13 protein-coding genes are annotated in these 15549 nt (G+C 55.2%); 8 read left to right on the forward strand and 5 right to left on the reverse strand.

Annotated features, from left to right (window positions below):
- Positions 1-11 precede the first annotated feature (11 nt).
- Positions 12-668: an alpha/beta hydrolase gene (locus RB2501_RS12030; RefSeq protein WP_015755112.1), complete on the forward strand. Its 657-nt coding sequence runs from the start codon at positions 12-14 to the stop codon at positions 666-668.
- A complete protein-coding gene (locus tag RB2501_RS12035; RefSeq protein ID WP_015755113.1) occupies positions 650-1216 on the forward strand; it encodes a GNAT family N-acetyltransferase in 567 nt (188 codons plus the stop codon). Before RB2501_RS12030 ends, RB2501_RS12035 begins: the two co-directional genes overlap by 19 nt.
- 23 nt (positions 1217-1239) lie before the next feature.
- On the opposite strand, the gene RB2501_RS12040 is transcribed toward RB2501_RS12035, so the two are convergent.
- Complete coding sequence (locus tag RB2501_RS12040) at positions 1240-2208, reverse strand: hypothetical protein (RefSeq protein ID WP_148214365.1); 969 nt, start codon at positions 2206-2208, stop codon at positions 1240-1242.
- Positions 2209-2316: 108 nt separating this feature from the next.
- Positions 2317-4224, reverse strand: a complete 1908-nt coding sequence (gene dnaK / locus RB2501_RS12045; protein WP_041327230.1) for a molecular chaperone DnaK — start codon at positions 4222-4224, stop codon at positions 2317-2319.
- Positions 4225-4439: 215 nt separating this feature from the next.
- Here dnaK and RB2501_RS12050 point away from each other — a divergent pair, with 215 nt between their 5' ends.
- Complete coding sequence (locus tag RB2501_RS12050) at positions 4440-5864, forward strand: L-serine ammonia-lyase (protein WP_041327231.1); 1425 nt, start codon at positions 4440-4442, stop codon at positions 5862-5864.
- On the opposite strand, the gene RB2501_RS12055 is transcribed toward RB2501_RS12050, so the two are convergent.
- Positions 5861-6328, reverse strand: a complete 468-nt coding sequence (locus RB2501_RS12055) for a hypothetical protein (RefSeq protein WP_015755117.1) — start codon at positions 6326-6328, stop codon at positions 5861-5863. The genes RB2501_RS12050 and RB2501_RS12055 overlap by 4 nt on opposite strands.
- Positions 6329-6442: 114 nt before the next feature.
- Here RB2501_RS12055 and panB point away from each other — a divergent pair, with 114 nt between their 5' ends.
- The gene (gene panB / locus RB2501_RS12060) at positions 6443-7261 is read left to right on the forward strand and encodes a 3-methyl-2-oxobutanoate hydroxymethyltransferase (protein WP_015755118.1); all 819 of its coding nucleotides are present in this window, start codon (positions 6443-6445) and stop codon (positions 7259-7261) included.
- A 69-nt stretch (positions 7262-7330) separates the two neighbouring features.
- Positions 7331-8041, forward strand: a complete 711-nt coding sequence (locus tag RB2501_RS12065) for an RluA family pseudouridine synthase (protein WP_015755119.1) — start codon at positions 7331-7333, stop codon at positions 8039-8041.
- Positions 8042-8356: 315 nt separating this feature from the next.
- Here the strand turns inward: RB2501_RS12065 and RB2501_RS12070 are convergent, their stop codons facing one another.
- Positions 8357-9901: a hypothetical protein gene (locus tag RB2501_RS12070; RefSeq protein WP_015755120.1), complete on the reverse strand. Its 1545-nt coding sequence runs from the start codon at positions 9899-9901 to the stop codon at positions 8357-8359.
- A 148-nt stretch (positions 9902-10049) separates the two neighbouring features.
- On the opposite strand from RB2501_RS12070, the gene RB2501_RS12075 reads away from it, so the two are divergent.
- The 3 genes from RB2501_RS12075 (at position 10050) to pheT (ending at position 14896) form a co-directional block, all read left to right on the forward strand.
- Positions 10050-11222: a 2-isopropylmalate synthase gene (locus RB2501_RS12075; protein ID WP_015755121.1), complete on the forward strand. Its 1173-nt coding sequence runs from the start codon at positions 10050-10052 to the stop codon at positions 11220-11222.
- Complete coding sequence (gene leuB / locus RB2501_RS12080; RefSeq protein WP_015755122.1) at positions 11222-12340, forward strand: 3-isopropylmalate dehydrogenase; 1119 nt, start codon at positions 11222-11224, stop codon at positions 12338-12340. Before RB2501_RS12075 ends, leuB begins: the two co-directional genes overlap by 1 nt.
- Positions 12341-12469: 129 nt before the next feature.
- Positions 12470-14896, forward strand: a complete 2427-nt coding sequence (pheT, locus tag RB2501_RS12085; protein ID WP_015755123.1) for a phenylalanine--tRNA ligase subunit beta — start codon at positions 12470-12472, stop codon at positions 14894-14896.
- A gap of 46 nt (positions 14897-14942) precedes the next feature.
- Here pheT and RB2501_RS12090 read toward each other — a convergent pair whose 3' ends face one another.
- Positions 14943-15482: a fasciclin domain-containing protein gene (locus RB2501_RS12090; RefSeq protein WP_187289167.1), complete on the reverse strand. Its 540-nt coding sequence runs from the start codon at positions 15480-15482 to the stop codon at positions 14943-14945.
- Positions 15483-15549 lie beyond the last annotated feature (67 nt).

A 15549-nucleotide genomic window follows, 5' to 3' on the forward strand; every position in this document is an offset into this window, starting at 1 on the left:
CTTCCACTCCCATGTCGGACCACGAACCCGAATACCCAACTGAGAAATCGGTTTCCTACACGACCCGGGAACCGTATTTCACCCTTGGCAATCCGCACCTTGGAGCCGGAAATACCTGGATCGTATTCCACGGAATCGGCCAACTGGCCCGTTTTTTCCTAAGGAATTTCAATCACCTGGACCTTACCCGGAATTACGTCCTGGCCCCCCAGGCCCCGTCGCTTTATTATACCTCGGATACCTATGACCGCGTTGGGGCCAGTTGGCTGACCCGTGAGAACACCCAGGGGCATATGGAAAACCTGTTGGCTTATCTGGACGTGATGGCTGCTGAGGAAGGATTGAAAGACTGCAACAACCTCATCGCCTTTGGCTACTCCCAGGGTGTTTCCGTCTTGTGCCGCTGGGTGGCCCGCAGGCGAATAACCTGCAGGCGGATCGTCCTCTACGCGGGCAGGATCCCGGAGGAACTAAGGCCGGCGGATTTTGAACACCTGCCGGAAGGATGCCGGGTAGAGCTATACCACGGGGATTCCGACCCCATGGCCGACAAATGGGGCCGAAAAGAACTCGCCGATCATGCCCGTAAAGTATTTGGCAGCCGGTTGGAGATCATCAACTACCGCGGGGGGCATGAATTACAGCGCAAATGGATCAGGGAAAAGTAGTTTTGCAGAACGAACGGGCGCGTCTGGAGGCGTTGACTCCTGTAAATTATCCGTGCCTCAGGGAAATTGCCCGGGAGCCTGGCCTGATCCGGTATTCGCCAGGGGTACTGACCACCCCGGAAGGATTTGAGACTTATTTTCAAAAGGCATTACGGGAGACGCAGGAGGGAACGAGCCAGGTCTTCCTGATCTACGACAGGGAAGCCGGTCAATGGGCGGGTACTTCCCGATTTATGCGGATAGATGCGCGCAACCGGGTTGTGGAAATCGGTTCCACCTGGATAGGTAGCCGATTTCAGGGTACCGGCTTGAATTCCGCGGTAAAATCCCTGATGCTGGATGCCGCATTCGGGCCGATGGGCTTTGAACGGGTTGAATTCCGGATTGACGAGCGGAATATCCGCTCTCGCAGAGCCGTAGAAAAGTTGGGGGCCCGCCTCGAAGGTGTCCTTCGCAGAAACGTATACCTGGATGACGGTTTTAAAAGAAACACCTGCGTCTACGGCTTATTGCAGCATGAATGGACAGGCGGCAATCCCAACAGATAAGCCAGGAATAACCCCGGCCTGCTTCAATCGTTCAGGCTGTCTTTCTGCGCCACCTCCGCTGGGGGTTTGTAATACGCTATTTGCCGTACCACAAATGAGTTCTCCGGGGTAACCACCTGGCGCACCCAATTTCCGTAGCCGCTGCCGTCCATCTGGTAGACGTAATTCCGGATTTCCTTTCGCTCGCCCTTGGAACCACCTTTCCCCTGCGCATGGATCGTGGTGGTTTCGGTCTCGGGAAGGCCCTGGTCGTTATAGCTGACCTCCCGGGTACTTGCCGGGACAAAGGATTTCTTTTCCGCATCATAGGCAAAAGTCACTTCCCTGAGGAGTTTTCCCTGCTCATCCAGGGTGCTCTCCACGGCCTTTACCGGACTACCCCGCAGGTATTCCTTTACCAGTTGCGTGGTGGTGCCGCCCTGCTCTCCCTGCACTTGGGAGGTACGGATGCTTTTTTGCAGTTCGCCGTTTTTTGTAAAGCTCCGGGTCGCTTCGTTTTTAAATACCGCGTATTCCACCGAGGTCTCGTCCACTCCTTCCGCATCCGTGCGCACTATGCGCTCCAATCGGCCCGAGTCCCCAAAGTAGTAGGCAACCTGTTCCTGGAAAGACCGGTCATAGGATACAATGCGTTCCAGCAACCGGGGCCGGGCAGCTGTATCGCGGGAATAAAAATGGGCAATTGAGGTCTGGGCGTCGAATTTCCCGTCCCGGTATACTTCATCCCGCCTTTCGGTCAGCAGGGAATCCGAAAAACGGTAATAGGTGATATCGTAATCCGAGTCGTTGTAGCGGGTTTGCGACTTAACAAGCCTACCTGTTCGGTCGAACTCAAAGGTTTCCGCCCCGTAGTTCGCCTGGACCACACAGGACTTTACCGGCCCGAGCAGCTGGAAATCGCTTCGGCTGAAAGACTCAGGTTCCTGGGGTCTCAGGGATTGGCCCATCAACGCGAAAACAAGCGATATGCAGACGACGTAGCGATGTTTCATAGCGTAAAATTACTGCTTCGGCGGAAAAGGCGGAACCCTGTTCCAAAAAAATAAAAAGGGCGGAAATTGAATCCGCCCTTTTATGCTAACGCCTGAGTGCGGCGTTTCTTATTTCACTTCCTCAAAATCGACGTCCTCCACGTTGTCTCCTTCCGCGGCATCGCCTGAATCCGTGGTCTGCCCGGCACCGTCTGCTCCCGGTTGCTGGGCCTCGGCCTGTGCCTTGTACATTTCCTCCGAAGCGTTCTTCCAGGCTTCGTTGATTTTGTCCAGGGCCGGCTGGATTACATCGGTATCCTTGCTTTCATAAGCCTTTTTGAGCTCTTCGAGCGCGGATTCGATTTCCTGCTTCTTGTCTGCAGACAATTTATCGCCGAATTCCCCCAGTTGTTTTTCCGTTTGAAAAATCATCTGGTCGGCCTCGTTGAGTTTGTCTACCTTCTCCTTGGCTTTCTTATCCGCTTCGGCATTCGCCTCGGCTTCAGACTTCATCCGCTCGATCTCTTCCTCGGTAAGGCCGGAGGAGGCTTCAATCCGGATGTCCTGAGACTTCCCGGTTGCCTTATCCGTTGCAGACACCTTGATGATCCCGTTGGCGTCGATGTCAAAAGTCACCTCAATCTGCGGCGTGCCCCGGGGCGCCGGCGGGATGCCGTCCAGGTGGAACCGCCCGATGGTCTTGTTGTCCTTGGCCATGGGGCGCTCGCCCTGAAGTACGTGGATTTCCACAGAAGGCTGGTTGTCGGCCGCGGTGGAGAACACCTGCGACTTCTTGGTCGGGATGGTGGTGTTCGCCTCGATGAGTTTTGTATTCACGCCTCCCATCGTCTCGATTCCGAGCGAAAGGGGGGTAACGTCCAGGAGCAGTACGTCTTTTACATCCCCGGTCAGGACGCCTCCCTGGATGGCCGCGCCGATGGCAACCACCTCATCCGGGTTTACGCCCTTGGAAGGCTTCTTCCCGAAAAATTTCTCAACCGCTTCCTGTACGGCCGGAATCCGCGTGGATCCTCCCACCAGGATGATTTCATCGATATCGCTCTTGGAGAGACCAGCCGTTTTCAGGGCCGATTCGCAAGGGGCGATGGTCCGCTTGACCAGGTCTTCGATCAGTTGCTCGAATTTGGAACGCGACAAGGTGCGCACCAGGTGTTTGGGCCCGGAGGAAGTCGCCGTGATATACGGCAGGTTGATCTCCGTCTGTGAGGAAGAGGACAATTCGATCTTGGCCTTTTCAGCCGCCTCCCGGAGGCGTTGCAGGGCCATGGCATCCTCACGCAGGTCCATCTCTTCTTCCTGCTTGAATTCATCCGCAAGCCAATCGATGATCTTCTGGTCTACGTCGTCCCCGCCCAGGTGGGTGTCCCCGTCTGTTGCGAGTACCTCAAAAACCCCGTCCCCGAGCTCCAGGATGGATACGTCGTGCGTTCCGCCGCCAAAGTCAAAGACTACGATTTTCTGGTCCTGGTCTTTTTTATCCAGGCCGTAGGCCAGGGAAGCCGCCGTGGGCTCATTGATAATCCGCTCTACTTTAAGCCCCGCAATTTCACCGGCTTCCTTGGTAGCCTGCCGCTGGGAATCGTTGAAGTAGGCCGGGACGGTAATTACCGCACGGCTGACGGATTGTCCGAGATAATCCTCGGCTGTCTTTTTCATTTTCTGCAGAATCATCGCAGAGAGTTCCTGGGGGGTGTAAAGGCGTCCGTCAACGTCTACCCGCGGGGTGTTGTTGTCTCCTTTGACGACTTTGTACGGCACCCGTTCGGCTTCCTTCTGGGATTCTGAATATTTGTTCCCCATAAAACGCTTTATGGAGTATATGGTCTTGTTCGGGTTGGTCACCGCCTGCCGCTTGGCCGGGTCGCCCACCTTGATCTCACCGCCCTCTACAAAGGCGATCACGGAAGGGGTCGTACGCTTGCCCTCGGCATTCGGGATTACCACAGGCTCATTTCCCTCCATCACGGAGACGCAGGAGTTTGTGGTACCTAAATCTATTCCGATAATCTTACTCATTCCTGTAATTTTATTATTAGTGTATTGCTTTCCGGTCGCACTGTAAGTGTCAAACAATATGCCATTGCACAAAACCTGACATACTGTCACAAACATCCCGCAAAAAGCTGCGGCCGGTGGCTTTCAGGGAAAGTGGTAAGTGGCCGTTTATTTTCCGGCAGTATAGGTGGTACTCCTGCGGAGCTTTGTATTTTCGTACTGATAAAACAACGGGTATGGAGTGCATCAGTGTCTTTGATATGCTTAAGGTTGGAATCGGGCCGTCCAGCTCCCATACTCTGGGACCCTGGAAAGCCGGCTTGCGCTTCCTCGGGGAGTTGCGAAAAACGGAAAAGCTGGAACGGGTAACCAGGGTCCGCGTCCTCCTGTACGGATCCCTTTCGCTTACCGGTAAAGGGCATGCCACGGACCTGGCCGTACAGATGGGGCTCTGTGGGGCCGATCCGGAAACCGTACCCATCGAATCCGTGTCGTCCACCATCTCGGAAATACGGGAAAAGGAAGAACTCCGGCTGGGGGGGTCCCATCCGGTGCGCTTCGACCCGAAAACCGATATCAGCTTCCACAGGAAATTCCTCCCCTTCCACGCCAACGGACTGACGTTTGAAGCGCATTTCAGCGACGGGAAGAAACGGTCGGAAACCTATTATTCCATAGGCGGCGGTTTTGTGGTCAAGAAAGAGCAGGAAAACGCAAAACGCAAAAAGCAGGCCTTCAACCAGTTCCCCTACCCTTCCAGTACCGGGGCGGAATTATTGAGCCATTGCAAAAACGCCGGGGCGTCCATTTCGGATATCGTCCTGGAGAACGAGCGGTCCCTGCGGACCGATTCGGAAATCGACGCCGGGTTGCAGCGTATCTGGGAGGTAATGCTCGCATCGATTTACGAAGGTTGCCATACGCCGGGGGAACTGCCCGGGGGACTCCGCGTAAAGCGCCGGGCAGCGGAAATTTACCAGAACCTGCAGGGGGATTCGCCCTATACCGGGCCGTCAGACTGGCCCGCATCCATTCGGAATACCCGGGTACAGTTCCGTCAGATTCTGAAATGGGTGAGTTGTTTTGCCTTGAGCGTCAATGAGGTCAACGCCAGCCTGGGTCGGATTGTTACGGCCCCTACCAATGGAAGCGCCGGGGTCATCCCGGCCGTGTTGATGTACTACCTGGTCATCGAAAACCACCAGGCGGGGTTTCCGGAAATCAAACGATTCCTGCTGGTGGCAGGCGAAATAGGCAGCCTCTTTAAAAAGGGGGCCACCATCTCAGCCGCCATGGGCGGGTGCCAGGCGGAGATCGGGGTGTCGTCCGCCATGGCCGCCGGGGCCCTGACCGAATTGCTGGGCGGCACGCCGGCCCAGGTACTGATGGCCGCAGAAATTGCGATGGAACACCACCTGGGGCTTACCTGCGACCCGATTGCCGGGTTGGTACAGATACCGTGTATCGAACGCAACTCCATGGGCGCCATCAAGGCGATCAATGCGGCGGAACTCGCCCTGGGATCGGATGCGGCCAATGCAAAAGTGCCTTTTGACAAGGTGGTCCAGACCATGTGGGAAACGGCCCGGGACATGAACTCAAAATACAAGGAAACCTCCGAAGGGGGGCTCGCCGTGGGGGTCAACCTGAGCGACTGCTAAAGGCAGCCGTCCCGCCTCCGCGTATCGACGATGTAGATGATTTTCCAGTCCGATCCATCCCGGAAAAGCTGGAAGGAATTCACCCCGCAGTGGCTGAACTTCCCGCCTACATAGAATTCGTACGGGGTCCAGGCATGAGCCATATTTCCGTCTACCCGGATTTTGTAATCCAGCAACCGCTCTTCGATGACCACAGTATCGGGGATGCCGGCAATGGATGCCAGGAAATCGGCCATGGGCTGGGAACGCAATACTGCCTTTCCTTCCGGATCGCTCCCTACGGTCTGCAGGAGCACCTCGGCCCCCAATACGGTTTTCATCCCGGTGGTATCCCGCTGGTGTAAACCCTGGAAAAAGCGGTCGATACTGGAGCGGACCGCAGCTTTTGAATCCTGCTGAGCCAGTCCAATAGGCCCGGACAGGAGAATGAATACTGCGAGAAGGCGATAAAATAATGCGTACATGGCGTCAAGTTGAATTATCCAAATGTAGCCTATTCCGGCGAATCCCTGGTCGGGGGTGCCTTCGGGCGGACACGGCAAAATTGTGTACTTTTAGGCGCCATAAACCGCCAAACTATGTCCGTTTCTAAAAAAGAATACAAAAGGGTTACCGTCCGGTCGCTCGTGGAAATGAAGCAACAGGGTGAAAAAATTTCAATGCTTACCGCCTACGACTATTCCATGGCGCGGATCGTGGATGCTGCGCGGGTCGACGTAATCCTGGTCGGGGATTCCGCAAGTAATGTCATGGCGGGTCACGAAACCACCCTGCCCATCACGCTGGACCAGATGATCTACCACGCGAGTTCGGTGATCCGGGCTGTGGACCGGGCGCTCGTCGTTGTGGATATCCCCTTCGGCTCCTACCAAAGCGACCCGAAGGAAGCCCTCCGTTCTGCCATTCGCATTATGAAGGAGAGCGGGGCCCACGCCGTGAAGGTGGAAGGCGGGGAAGAGGTAAAGGAATCCGTGAAGCGCATCCTGAACGCCGGCATCCCGGTGATGGGCCACCTGGGGCTGACCCCCCAGAGTATTTACAAATTCGGCACCTACACGGTACGGGCCAAGGAAGAGGCCGAAGCCCGCAAACTCGTGGAGGATGCCAAGCTGTTGGAACGCCTCGGCTGCTTTGCCGTAGTCCTGGAAAAGATCCCGGCGGAACTCACCAAAAAGGTCTCCGAGAAACTCACCATCCCGACTATCGGGATCGGCGGGGGGGTCCATGCGGACGGCCAGGTACTGGTTATTCACGACCTCCTGGGGATGACCCACGAATTCAACCCGCGTTTCTTACGCCGGTATATGAACCTGTACGAGGATATGGGAAAAGCTATCGGGCAGTATGTAAGCGATGTCAAATCGAAGAATTTCCCGAACACGGACGAACAATACTAGCCGGTACCCCGCGGTGTTACGAACCCCAGCGTACTGCGCATTTGCCACGCCTCACACTACCTGCCTTCCATGAACGGTCCGAAAACACATCCCGGAAACCTGATGGTCCTCTATGAGGATAACCACCTGATCGCCGTCTCCAAACGGGCAGGCGATATCGTTCAGGGTGACAAAACGGGGGATACCCCGCTGCCTGAAACCGTCAAGGACTATATCGCGCATAAATACCAGAAACCCGGAAAGGTATTCCTGGGAGTCGTCCACCGGCTGGACCGGCCCACCACCGGCGTCATCGTTTTTGCGCGAACTTCCAAGGCGCTCAGCCGGATGAACCGTTTGTTCGCGGAGGGCGGTACCCGTAAAACCTACTGGGCCCTGGTGGGGACCCCGCCTCCTGAAACAGCCGGCCGTTTGGTACACTGGCTGGAACGCAACCAAAAGCAAAACAAGTCCTATGCCCGGGCTAAAGAAGTCCCCGGCAGCAAGCAGGCGATCCTCAATTACCGACTGCTCGGCAGCCTGGACCGCTACCACCTGTTGGAAATTGACCTGGAAACCGGCAGGCACCACCAGATCCGCGCCCAGCTGGCCGCAATAGGAAGCCCGATAAAGGGGGATCTTAAATACGGCTTCCCCAGGAGCAACCCGGACGGGGGCATCCATTTGCACGCCCGCAGACTCGAATTTATCCACCCGGTGCGCCAAGACCCCGTCAGTATCCTGGCGCCCTTACCGGACGACCCGCTTTGGGAGGCTTGTGGGAAACTGGATTCGATTTGAAGATTTGAAGATTTGAAGATTTGAAGATGGGGATTGGGTGATTTGAAGATTTGAAGATGGGGATTGGGTGATTTGAAGATTTGAAGATGGGGATTGGGTGATTTGAAGATGCGCCGATTTGAAGATTTGGAGATTGCGCGCGGTAACTCAATGACCCCCGGAGGTTTCAAATAGCCGGTTGAATTCCAGACCCCGGATTTTTATTTTAATTGTTAGTAAGCCAATTAGCTCATTGCGATTTCCAAATTACTTCATTGGCAAACTACCTCATTGGCAAATTCACAAATTGGCAAATTGGCAAATTGCCAAATCAACCTACCGCGCCATCGCCACGGCCTTCTCCCGGATAATGTCTGCTACCGGCCGGCCCTGCAGGTGGCTTTCAAGCCAGGAGAGGATGTCCAGGTAGAGGAAGGCGCGTTTCTCGTAAGGGTGGTCTTCATAGACCTTGAGCCGGTCGTATAATTCCTGGAAGGCATCCTTGAGTTCGTGGGGGTAAATAGACCCCATTTTCCTCAGGAATTTGATCATCTCCCGCTGTACCGCGTGCAGTTCATTCATTTTCAACAGGAATTTATACGTGCTTTTAAGCTGCACCTCCAAATGGTAGTCCATCCCCGCCTCGTAGTGTGCCACCAGGCTCAGGACCCGGGCAAAACACATCAGGTCTTCCCGTACCTTCAGGCTCTTGTTCTGGATAATTTTTTTGAGGTAGAGAATGCAGTTTTTATGGTCTCCGTTCCCGAAATACAGGCAGGCAATCTTGTAGTAAAACAGCATGATGTGGTGCTGGTCCAGCCGCTGCCGGTGCTTGGCGATGCCGTATTCCACAATGCGCACCAGGTCCAGGCCTTTACGGAAAGTGCCTTCCAGGAAATGCAGGTTGAGCTTGTTGGCATTCACATAGAGGAAACTCAGGGAGGCCACATTGTCGTTTTTGGGGAAATCCTTGCCGGAAATTACGGTTTCCATATGTTCCAAGGTGCTGCGGAACTGGCTGCTGTATTGCACGTAGAACAGGGATTCCAGCAGGTAGTTGTTCCCCTTGAGGTAGAACACGGGGTTCAGGCAGATCTGGTCCGGGTTGTCGTTGAACAGGCTCACCCATTTGTGGGCATAGCGGTAGGCGGATAAAAAATCCTGGGTCAGGAAACTGTACCACAGGTGTGCCTTGTACAACCAAAGTTTTTCGCGGAACCCCAATTGGTTGAGTCGGTAGTCCGGAAGGTGCTCATCAAAATACTCGGTGACCCTTCGGTAATCCTCGTCGTTGCGTACGTAGCCCACCTGCAGCATCATCCCGTACAACTGCAGGGAAAGGTTGGAGAGCTTGCTGGTGATGTTGTTCAGGTCGGCCAGGCGCTCGGCTTCGGTGGTGAGTTCCCGGGCCCGGTCCGGCAAGCTTCGGGTGATGTACTGGGTCTCGATGATCTTTTCGAGCTCCACGATCTCAAAAGCGATATTTTTCTCCTCGTGTTCGATGGCGGTGGCCTTGACCTTTTCGAGGATTTTCAGGCTTTGCTTGTAGAGGCCTTTCTGATAGAGGATTGTGGCAAAATCGAGTTGTTCCCGGATTTGCACGCGGACATTCTGGTTTACCGGGTTCAGGCGCAGGCTGATCAGGATTTGCTTGTAGAGGTGCGCCTTGAGGTTGGACAACTGGGATTTTTTGACAATTCCGCTCTGCAGGATGGCCTCCTCGTCATAGGCTTTGTGCTTGTCCAGTAAGTTGAACAAAGCCAGGAACTTGGCATCCGCGTTGACGCCCAACCGGCCCACATAGAGTTTGAATTGGCGCTTTTCCGATTTGGACAGGGATTTGACCAAAACGAACAGGGCGTCTTTATGGGTATTCGTCATCGTAATAATTCTATATTAAGCGCCTGTTTTACAGCGCTGTACGAATAGCAAACTGATCCTTAACATTGTAAATGGACAGGCGGATATCCCGGATTCCAACCCACTCCCGTTATCTTCGTTAATTGGTGATTAAAAGTATGTAAATATAATGAGCAAAGATAAGGTACAGATTTTTGACACAACCCTCAGGGACGGCGAACAGGTCCCGGGTTGCAAACTGGATACGGAGCAGAAGCTGATAATCGCCGAACGCCTCGATGCGCTGGGGGTGGATGTGATCGAAGCGGGCTTCCCGATTTCAAGCCCCGGGGATTTTAAATCTGTTTCGGAAATCTCCCGCCTGGTTAAAAACGCGACGGTCTGCGGCCTGACGCGTGCGGTTAAAAAAGATATCGAGGTTGCTGCCGAGGCCATCAAGGACGCCAAAAAGCCTCGGATACACACGGGTATCGGTACGTCGGAATCCCATATCAAATACAAATTCAATTCCACCCAGGACGAGGTGTTGCGACGGGCAGTGGAAGCCGTCAAATACGCCAAGACTTTTGTGGAGGACGTGGAGTTCTACGCCGAGGATGCCGGGCGTACCGAGAATGAGTTCCTGGCACGGATCTGCGAGGCGGTCATCCAGGCCGGGGCCACAGTCCTGAACATCCCGGATACCACCGGTTATTGCCTTCCCGAAGAATACGGGGCCAAGATGAAGTACCTGCGGGAAAATGTGCGCGACATCGACAAGGCGATCCTCTCATGTCACTGCCACAACGACCTGGGGCTCGCCACCGCCAATTCCATTGCCGGGGTGATCAACGGCGCCCGACAGATAGAATGTACCATCAACGGGATCGGCGAACGGGCCGGGAATACCTCCCTGGAAGAAGTGGTGATGATCCTCCGCCAACATCCCCACCTGAACCTGGATACAGGGATCAACAGCAAACTCCTGTACGATACCAGTCAGATGGTTTCCCGGAAAATGGGCATGCCGGTGCAGCCCAACAAGGCCATCGTGGGCTCCAATGCCTTTGCCCACAGTTCCGGAATCCACCAGGACGGGGTCATCAAAAAACGGGAAACCTATGAAATTATCGACCCGGTGGACGTGGGGGTGACCGAATCTTCCATCGTGCTGACAGCGCGTAGTGGCCGGGCGGCCCTGGCTTACCGGGCCAAGAAAGTCGGGTATGAACTGACCAAGTTGCAGCTCGATAAAGTATACGACCAATTCCTGGTCTTTGCGGACCGCAAAAAAGAAATCGAAGATGCCGATATCCACAGCATTGTGGAGGCGTCCGGTGTTAATATAGAAAGTATCGCTTGATGAAATTGAAAATCGCATTGCTCCCGGGAGACGGGATCGGACCCGAGGTGGCCGCCCAGGCCGTTGCCTGCCTGCAGGCTGTTGAAGAGGCCTTCGGGCACCAATTTGAATTTACCAAGGCGCCAGTCGGCGCCATTGCCATCGACCAGACCGGGAACCCCCTTCCGGACGACACCCTGGAATTGTGTAAGCAATCCGACGCCGTCCTGTTCGGGGCCATCGGCGACCCGAAATACGACAACGATCCGGAATCCAAGGTGCGCCCCGAGCAGGGCCTCCTGCGACTGCGCAAGGAATTGGGGCTGTTCAGCAATATCCGCCCGGTAAAGGTCTTCCCTACCCTGATTGACAAATCGCCTCTCCGGAAGGAACGCATTGAAAACACGGATTTCGTTATTTACCGGGAACTGACAGGGGGCATTTATTTCGGGGAAAAATTCCTGAGCGAAGACGGGAACACCGCTTCCGACCTCTGCATCTACAGCGAAGAGGAGATCAGCCGGATTGCGCACCTGGCTTTCAAGGCCGCAAAAGGCCGCCGAAAGAAACTCACCCTGGTGGACAAGGCCAACGTACTGGAATCCTCCCGCCTGTGGCGCCGGGTGGTTACGCGCATCGGGGAGAGTTACCCGGACGTGGAACTCCACTATCTCTTTGTGGATAACGCGGCCATGCAAATGATCTTGAACCCCAGCCAGTTCGATGTGATCCTCACGGAAAACATGTTTGGGGATATCCTGTCGGACGAAGGAAGCGTGATCGGCGGGTCCATCGGCCTGTTGCCCTCTGCGTCCGTAGGGGAATCCAGCGCCATGTTTGAGCCCATCCACGGCTCCTATCCCCAGGCTACCGGCAAGAACATCGCCAACCCGATTGCCTCGATCCTGTCGGCAGCCATGCTGCTCGACCATTTTGGCCTGGACGAAGAGGCTGCCGCCGTGGTGCGCTCGGTGAATAAAGCCCTGAAAAAGGGAATGGTCACCCCGGACCTCGACCCAAAAAGCAAACACGGTACGGACGATGTGGGCCAGTTTATTGCCGGACACATCAGCGATTCGGACGATTTCAAGGGGTTGAACCAGGAGAATATCGGCCTGGGAAAATCCACGATTATCTGATACCGCCTGCATTGCAAAGCAATCCCCCCGGCCCTTAACGCCCGGGGGTTTTTATTTTAATCCGGGCTGATGGCGGAAAGTGGAATAAATAGGGACATTGTTTTATCTTTGTTCGCTTAAAACAGCGGAATGAAAATCTCCTATAAATGGTTGCGCCAGTTCATCGAAATGGACTGGCCGGCGGAAAAAACCGCAGAGTTGCTTACAGACCTCGGGCTCGAAGTGGAAGGAATCACGCCGTTTGAATCCGTCCCCGGGGGCCTCAAAGGTATTGTGGTGGGAGAGGTGAAAAGCTGTGAAAAACACCCGAATGCCGACAAGTTGTCGCTATGCCAGGTGGATATCGGTACCGATAAACCGGTTCAGATTGTCTGCGGGGCGCACAATGTGGCCAAAGGCCAGAAAGTTCCGGTGGCCACTATCGGAACGACGCTCTACACGGCAGACGGGGAGCCGTGGAAAATCAAAAAAGGGAAAATCCGCGGAGAGGCGAGCCACGGCATGATTTGCGCCGAAGACGAGATAGGCCTGGGAGACAGCCACGACGGCATCCTGGTGCTCGATACGGATGCCGCCCCGGGTACCCCCTGTGCAGAACTCTTCCGACTGGAGGAAGACGAAGTCTTTGAAATCGGGCTGACCCCCAACCGCGCAGACGCCATGAGCCATTACGGCGTGGCGCGCGACCTGCGGGCCGGCTTGAAACAACAGAAAATATCGAAGGAACTCATTACCCCCTCGGTGAGCAATTTCCACGTGGACAACCGCTCGGGGCGGATTGAGGTGCAGGTGGAAAAACCGGAACTCGCGCCCCGGTACTGCGGCGTCACCATCAGCAATTTGATCGTTCAGGAATCACCGGACTGGTTGCGCAACCGGCTCCGCGCCATCGGCCTGAGCCCGATCAATAATGTAGTGGATGCCACAAACTACGTCCTGCACGAACTCGGGCAACCCTTGCACGCCTTTGACGCGGACCGCATCCACGGCAAGAAAATCCTGGTAAAGACCGTTAAGGCCGGTACCAAATTCATGACGCTGGACGGGGAAGAGCGCATCCTCCACGAGGAAGACCTGATGATCTGCGACGCGGAAAAACCCATGTGTATCGCCGGCGTTTTCGGGGGCATCAACACGGGAGTCACCATGGATACCCGGAATATTTTTCTGGAGAGCGCCTATTTTGACCCGGTTTCAATTCGGAAGACCGCCAAGCGACACGGGCTTAACACGGATGCTTCCTTTCGCTTCGAACGGGGCATTGACATCAACAATGTGGAGTACGCCCTGCTGCGGGCCGCTATCCTGATCCGGGACATTGCGGGGGGCGAGATCAGCTCGGACGCCGTGGACCTTTATCCGAAAAAGATGCCGGACCACAATGTGTTCCTCACCTACGAAAAAATTTACCGGTTGGTCGGCACGGAAATTCCCCGGGATACCGTTATTTCAATCCTGGCTTCCCTGGATATCCAGGTAAAGAGCGTCACAGAATCCGGGTTGGGCCTGGTGATCCCGTTTTACCGGGTGGATGTTCGCCGGGAAGTGGACGTAATTGAGGAAATCCTACGGGTGTACGGATACAACAACATCCCGGATAAGTCCCAGTTTACCGCTTCCATCGAGCCCCCTGCCGGCGTGGCGCCCCATAAACTACAGGATCGCATCAGCGGCCGGCTGGCTGCTCTGGGGTTTGACGAAATTCTAGGCAACAGCCTCTGCAATCCTGCCCACAATGCGCTTTTGGGCGGTGATCCGGAAGGGGAAGTCGCCTTGATGAACCCGCTCAGCCAGGAGCTGTCCGCATTGCGCAGAGACCTTCTTTTCTCGGGATTGGGTGCTATCTCGCACAATCTGAACCGGCGCCAGCAGGACTTGCGCCTGTACGAATTTGGCCAAATTTATTCCCGGGAAGGGACCCAATGGGAAGAACGGGAAAGGCTGGCCCTGCTCCTGACGGGAAATCAGCATCCCGACCATTGGGAAAACACTGCAAAGCCTCAGGGGTTCTTTGACCTGAAAGCGGTAGTGGCTCATGTTCTGGATAGTCTGGGAGCCGGGCCCCGGGAGGAAATGCCGGTAACGGACCAACGATTTTCGGAAGCCCTCGAGATTTCTATGGGAAAACGCGCCGTCGTCCGGCTGGGATCCGTACACCCGGATATCCTCCGGGCCTTTGATATCCGCCAGGAAGTACTCTATGCGGATATCGACTGGCCGCTGCTGCTCCAGAGGGTTCAGGGCGCGGAAATTTCGTATACCGAAATCCCCAGGCACCCGGAAGTTCGCAGGGACCTGGCCCTGTTGCTGGACGAATCGGTATCCTTTCGGCAACTGCACGACCTGGCACTGAAAACCAATAGAAAAATTCTGCGCGATGTCCGGCTCTTTGACGTTTATACAGGTGATAAGCTGCCGGCTGGGAAAAAATCCTATGCCCTGAGCTTTTTCCTCCAGGACCCGAAAAAGACGCTGGCAGACAAGCAGATCGATTCGGTTATGGGCTCATTGCAGAAAGCGTTTGAAAAAGAATTGGGCGCAGAACTCCGCGGGTAATCCATCCGATTTTGGAATCCGGGCCAGTTGGCGCACGGACCGACTTTTATAAAGGCGCGGGGAGCACTACCCGGTCGATCTCGTGAAAAACCAGGCGTTCGCTGCCTAAGTCCGCACAGGTAATCCGGGCTCGATTCCCCGAACAATCGGTAAGATAGATATCGGAACCCTCCAGGGTGGCAATCAGGTCCTCACCCTGCAGCGTGGTAAATCGCGTAGTGCCTTTTCCGCGGCTCAGGGCCCGTAAAATTTTCGAAGCGGACAATTCCCCGGCTACGATGTGATAGCCCACCAGGGACTTCAGGACTTTTTTATTCTCCGGTTTCAGCCAGTCGCGCACCCGGTCCGGATCGAGCCTGTGAAAAGCTTCGTCCGAAGGTGCAAAAATGGTAAACGCGCCGTTCTCGAGGATTTCCATCAAGTCGGTGGCTGCCACGGCCGTCAAAAGGGTGGGATACTGGTCCGGGGAGAGTCCGAGCCGGGTGATGGGTACTTGTTGCCCCATACCGCTGTGCCGCTGTGCGCACATATCGGGTACCTGGAAAAAAAGGGCTGCCAGCAGCAGCATTCCATAACGGGTAAGCATCCTTATAGTCGATTTCGGGGGCGGGAATACACCGATTCTACCGGGATTCCCGCCCTGAATATACGCA

It is taken from the genome of Robiginitalea biformata HTCC2501 (assembly GCF_000024125.1).
GTDB lineage: Bacteria > Bacteroidota > Bacteroidia > Flavobacteriales > Flavobacteriaceae > Robiginitalea > Robiginitalea biformata.

What these genes read in the sequence shown, in the direction of transcription:
- RB2501_RS12030 (WP_015755112.1), top strand. Translation starts at nt 12, where the DNA reads ATGTCGGACCACGAACCCGAATACCCAACTGAGAAATCGGTTTCCTAC.
- RB2501_RS12035 (WP_015755113.1), top strand. Translation starts at nt 650, where the DNA reads ATGGATCAGGGAAAAGTAGTTTTGCAGAACGAACGGGCGCGTCTGGAG.
- RB2501_RS12040 (WP_148214365.1), bottom strand. Translation starts at nt 2,208, where the DNA reads ATGAAACATCGCTACGTCGTCTGCATATCGCTTGTTTTCGCGTTGATG.
- dnaK (WP_041327230.1), bottom strand. Translation starts at nt 4,224, where the DNA reads ATGAGTAAGATTATCGGAATAGATTTAGGTACCACAAACTCCTGCGTC.
- RB2501_RS12050 (WP_041327231.1), top strand. Translation starts at nt 4,440, where the DNA reads ATGGAGTGCATCAGTGTCTTTGATATGCTTAAGGTTGGAATCGGGCCG.
- RB2501_RS12055 (WP_015755117.1), bottom strand. Translation starts at nt 6,328, where the DNA reads ATGTACGCATTATTTTATCGCCTTCTCGCAGTATTCATTCTCCTGTCC.
- panB (WP_015755118.1), top strand. Translation starts at nt 6,443, where the DNA reads ATGTCCGTTTCTAAAAAAGAATACAAAAGGGTTACCGTCCGGTCGCTC.
- RB2501_RS12065 (WP_015755119.1), top strand. Translation starts at nt 7,331, where the DNA reads ATGAACGGTCCGAAAACACATCCCGGAAACCTGATGGTCCTCTATGAG.
- RB2501_RS12070 (WP_015755120.1), bottom strand. Translation starts at nt 9,901, where the DNA reads ATGACGAATACCCATAAAGACGCCCTGTTCGTTTTGGTCAAATCCCTG.
- RB2501_RS12075 (WP_015755121.1), top strand. Translation starts at nt 10,050, where the DNA reads ATGAGCAAAGATAAGGTACAGATTTTTGACACAACCCTCAGGGACGGC.
- leuB (WP_015755122.1), top strand. Translation starts at nt 11,222, where the DNA reads ATGAAATTGAAAATCGCATTGCTCCCGGGAGACGGGATCGGACCCGAG.
- pheT (WP_015755123.1), top strand. Translation starts at nt 12,470, where the DNA reads ATGAAAATCTCCTATAAATGGTTGCGCCAGTTCATCGAAATGGACTGG.
- RB2501_RS12090 (WP_187289167.1), bottom strand. Translation starts at nt 15,482, where the DNA reads ATGCTTACCCGTTATGGAATGCTGCTGCTGGCAGCCCTTTTTTTCCAG.